Origin of the sequence: Treponema sp. (assembly GCF_045657965.1) — a bacterium.
GTDB lineage: Bacteria > Spirochaetota > Spirochaetia > Treponematales > Treponemataceae > Treponema_D.
This window is the reverse complement of record NZ_JAZOUG010000229.1, coordinates 1-4068: the sequence shown is the minus strand read 5'-3', so window position 1 is coordinate 4068 and position 4068 is coordinate 1. Positions and strand designations below refer to the sequence as shown.

At 40.3% G+C, this 4068-nt stretch carries 4 protein-coding genes; 1 reads left to right on the top strand and 3 read right to left on the bottom strand.

Going from position 1 to position 4068, the window contains the following annotated elements:
• The first annotated feature begins 275 nt into the window (after positions 1 to 275).
• A complete protein-coding gene (tgt, locus tag ACKI5B_RS08605; protein WP_407427789.1) occupies positions 276 to 1421 on the top strand; it encodes a tRNA guanosine(34) transglycosylase Tgt in 1146 nt (381 codons plus the stop codon).
• Positions 1422 to 1428: 7 nt separating this feature from the next.
• Here tgt and ACKI5B_RS08600 read toward each other — a convergent pair whose 3' ends face one another.
• The 3 genes from ACKI5B_RS08600 to ACKI5B_RS08590 all read right to left on the bottom strand — a co-directional run.
• Positions 1429 to 3036: a sensor histidine kinase gene (locus ACKI5B_RS08600; protein ID WP_407427787.1), complete on the bottom strand. Its 1608-nt coding sequence runs from the start codon at positions 3034 to 3036 to the stop codon at positions 1429 to 1431.
• The gene (locus tag ACKI5B_RS08595; protein ID WP_407427785.1) at positions 3033 to 3782 is read right to left on the bottom strand and encodes a response regulator transcription factor; all 750 of its coding nucleotides are present in this window, start codon (positions 3780 to 3782) and stop codon (positions 3033 to 3035) included. The genes ACKI5B_RS08600 and ACKI5B_RS08595 overlap by 4 nt, the downstream gene beginning before the upstream one ends.
• A partial coding sequence (locus tag ACKI5B_RS08590) for an inner membrane CreD family protein (protein WP_407427783.1) occupies positions 3757 to 4068 on the bottom strand: 312 nt, incomplete at its 5' end. The genes ACKI5B_RS08595 and ACKI5B_RS08590, both read right to left, overlap by 26 nt.

Here is a 4068-nt window from a genome sequence, read left to right as displayed (position 1 = left end):
CGTCACGGAGCCCTTCTGCAACCGGTTTTCCGCCAGAACTCAAATCAAAACAACCAACAAATCCGCACATAATTTCCTCCGTAAAAAAAAGAGGCCGTAGACAGTGCTTCGAGTTTACGAAACATTATCTACGACCTCTTTGCCGTAATTGGAAATATTATTGTGAAAAGTCGTGTGGCTGTCAAGACTTCATATCTCTAAAATTCCTCCAGATATTCTCCGCATTCTATTTTCCGTTTTCATTTTTTAATTTATCTGCTATACTTCCCGCCGAAATGATAGAAAATATTTTTGAAATAAAACACGAATCAACCGATGGAAAGTCTAGAACCGGCACTCTTCATCTTCCTCACGGCGATGTTGCCACCCCTGTTTTTATGCCTGTTGGAACTAATGCTACTGTAAAAGCACTTACAAAAGACGACCTTGATGAAATCGGCTTTGAAATCATTCTTGCAAACACATATCATCTTTATCTGCGTCCCGGAAGCGACATTATCGAAGAGGCGGGCGGATTGCACGGATTTTCCGGCTGGAAAAAGAATTTCTTGACTGATTCAGGCGGTTTTCAGGTCTGGAGCCTTTCAAAATTACGAAAAATTACCGAAGAAGGAGCCCTTTTTTCTTCAAACATCGACGGTTCGCGCCACATGTTCACCCCGGAGCGTGTTGTAGACATTCAGACTCAGTTCAATTCTGACGTTCAAATGCAGCTTGATGTGTGCACTGGCTTCGGTGCCGACAAAAAAGAAGCCGTCCACGCCCTTGAAATCACAAAAAACTGGCTTCGTCGTGCAAAACAGGAATGGATTCAAAAATGCGATTCTGGCTACCAGGGAATCTTAATGCCGATTGTTCAGGGAAATTTCTTTGAGGACTTACGAAAACATTCTGCAGAATTTGTGACCGGGATGGATTTACCTGCAATCGCAATCGGAGGTCTTTCGGTAGGAGAGCCGCCTGAACTTTTTGCTTCAACACTTGACTACACAGTGAATTATCTTCCAAAAGAAAAGGCAAAATATGTCATGGGAATCGGAACTCCTGATTACATTCTTGATGCCGTTCATTCCGGAATCGATATGTTTGACTGCGTTCTTCCGACCCGAAATGCCCGTAACGGAAGCTATTTTACCCGCGACGGAAATCTTCCGATTAAGCAGGAGCGTTTTGCCCGTGATTTTGGCCCGCTCGATCCTGAATGTAACTGCAAAGTCTGCCGGTCTTATTCTCGCTCATATCTTCGTCACCTGTTCAAGTCTCAGGAAATTCTGGGAAGCATGCTCGCAAGTTATCACAACCTTTACTTTTTGCACAACATGATGAAAGAAATCCGTGCCGCAATTTCAGAAAACCGCTTTGAAGAATACCGCACGAATTTTTTAAAACGATACCATTCAGATAAATGGAAGATTAAATAAAAAGGCTTTAACCGTAATTTTCCTGCAGTTTAATCGAAAATTTCGCACCGCCCAAATCTTCACTTTCAGCCACAGAAATTTCTGCTTTCACAGAATCTGCAATTGCCTTTACGGTTGCAAGTCCAAGACCTGTGTGGGCAGATTTTTCATTTTCGTTCCGGTGACTGTAAAATCTGTCGAATATTTTTGATTTTTCTTCTTCTGCAATTCCTTTTCCGTCATCTTCGACTGTGAGCGTAATTTTTCCGTTTTCTTTTTTAAGCGAAATTTTTACGCAGGAAATTGCAAAACTCGCTGCATTTTCAATCAGATTTTCTGCAAGCCTGTCAAAATAAAACTCTGGAATTTTGTAAAAAATATCTTCGTCTTCTGCTTCAAAATTAAATTTTTTTTCAGGATAAACTTTTGAAATCCGTGAAATTATATTTTTTAATGCGGATTTTAGAGGAACCGGCTCTGATTCAGTATTTTCTTCTGTACCGGCATCGATTTTCGTGATATTCCGTACTTCTGTGAGGAGTTTTTGAAGATGTGTGACTTCTTCTGTGATTGCATGGGTGAATTCTTTCCGTTCTTCTTCTGTAAGATTCGGCGTTTCAAGAACTTCCGTGCAGGATCTGATTGCGGCCAGCGGATTTTTGAACTCGTGCGATACATCACTTGCAAAACTCTGCGTGAAAGTGAGCCTTTTATTGAGTTTTTCAAGCAGTGCTGTAAAAGAGCGTGAAAGAATTCCGATTTCATCGTGGCGGTTTTTGCCTGTAAATGAAGTTGTAAGAATTCTTCCGTGTTTGTCTAAAGTCTGTTGTGTCTGCTTGGAAAGTTTTTGAAGGGGCAGGCTGATTCTGAAAGTGAAAAAAAGTGAGACAAAAAGAACGAAAATCAAAGATGCAAGAAAGATTTTTCCTAAATCAAGGCGGAGTTCGTAAAGATTCTGAAGAATTTTGTAAGTTGAGCAGCTGACAAGAACTGCCCCCTGGACTTCATCACTATCTTGTTTGAAAACAGGAATTGCAGAATATAGAGTAACTGAGTTACCTGACCTTGAAAATCTTGTGATTGAGCCGTAATTTCCCTGCAAAGCTGATTTGATTTCATTTCCATCGTAGGTTGAGCGGGATGTGTAGTAGTCGGTTGAAAAAGGATTAGCCGACGGTTTTCGGAATTTTCTGTAAATGCGGATTGGAATTGAAAAAAGCCTGTAGATAAAGCTTTGTTCGGCAGATTTTATTACCTTTTCAACTGATGAATAGTCTGTGCGTGAAGAAAAATCCTGAACTTTCGCGGCTGTTCCGGCGTTTTCTTTATTTGTGGTCGTGGCAGAGTCTGCCAGAAGATTTCCTTCCTTCCCGATAATTCTGATTCTCGATTCAAATTCTCCGTTCATTGCTTTTAAAAGGGAGTCTGCACTTTCTTTTGTAAGTGGATTTTGTGAAAGTGAAGATGAAACAAGACGGGCCTGCTGTACATTTGAGTGTTCCGTAAGTTCAAGAAGCTGCTTTTCGTAAGTTTTGAGTGCCATCGTGACGGCGACAGGAAGAAAAGCAATCAGAACGAGAAAAACTGCTATCTGAATCGAAATGCTTATAAAAAGTCTTTTTTTGAAAAATTTCATTTGAATTTGTATCCCATTCCGTAGACCGTTTCGATTCGCTCTGAGCCGATTTTTTTTCGCAGCCTTTTTATGTGGCAGTCAATCGCGCGGTCGTTTAAGTAAATGTCTTCAGGATATGCGGCTTGTAAAATCTGCTCGCGGTTAAAGACTGTAAGCGGATTTTTCATGAAAAGCTCTAAAATCCTGAATTCTGTGACTGTAAGCGGGATTTCTGTTTCCGTTCCTTCATTTTTAGATTTTGCGGTAAAGCTTTTTGTGTCCAAAATCAGACTTCCGTTTAAAATCTGGGATGAATCAAGGTCTTTTTTGTTTGATTCAGAAGAATCTGTTGAACTTTGAGTGTTTTCATTTTCTGTTGTGAAGACGATTGTATTTTTGTACCGTCTTAAAATCACTTTGATTCTTGCCAGAAGTTCCTTCATTGAAAAAGGCTTGGTAAGATAATCATCCGCGCCAAGTTCAAGTCCCAGAACTTTGTCGAATTCTTCATCCCGGCTGGTAAGAAAAATCGCAGGTATCTCAGGGGCAATCGGCTTGTATTTTTGAAGGAACATAATTCCGTCCATCACAGGCATCATAATGTCGAGCACATAAATGTCTGGCACAAAATCATTTTCGCTTAGAGATGTAAGAGCCTCTTTGCCGTCAGAAAATTCCCTTACTTCGAAATCTTCGGCTTCAAGGAATTTTCTGAGCGCAAACCTTACATTTTTTTCATCATCAACAACCGCTATTTTCGTCTTCACGATGGAACATTATACCGTTTCTTGTGAAGAACATTAAGACCGCAACGATTACAAAAGCAAAAATTGAGCCGATTAAAAGTGCGTAATCTTCGGATTGGAGCGAAAGATAAAGATAAGAATACAAAAGCACGAAAAGTGAAGCCAGAATCGCAGAAAATCTGAATTTTTTTGTGATTGAGCCGATGTAAGCAGATACTAAAAGTCCCGATGCAACTGAACCGATTGCGTAAGAAAATGAAAAATTGAAGTGTTCTGAAAGGGCGAGCAGTAAAAGAAAGAAAAGAAC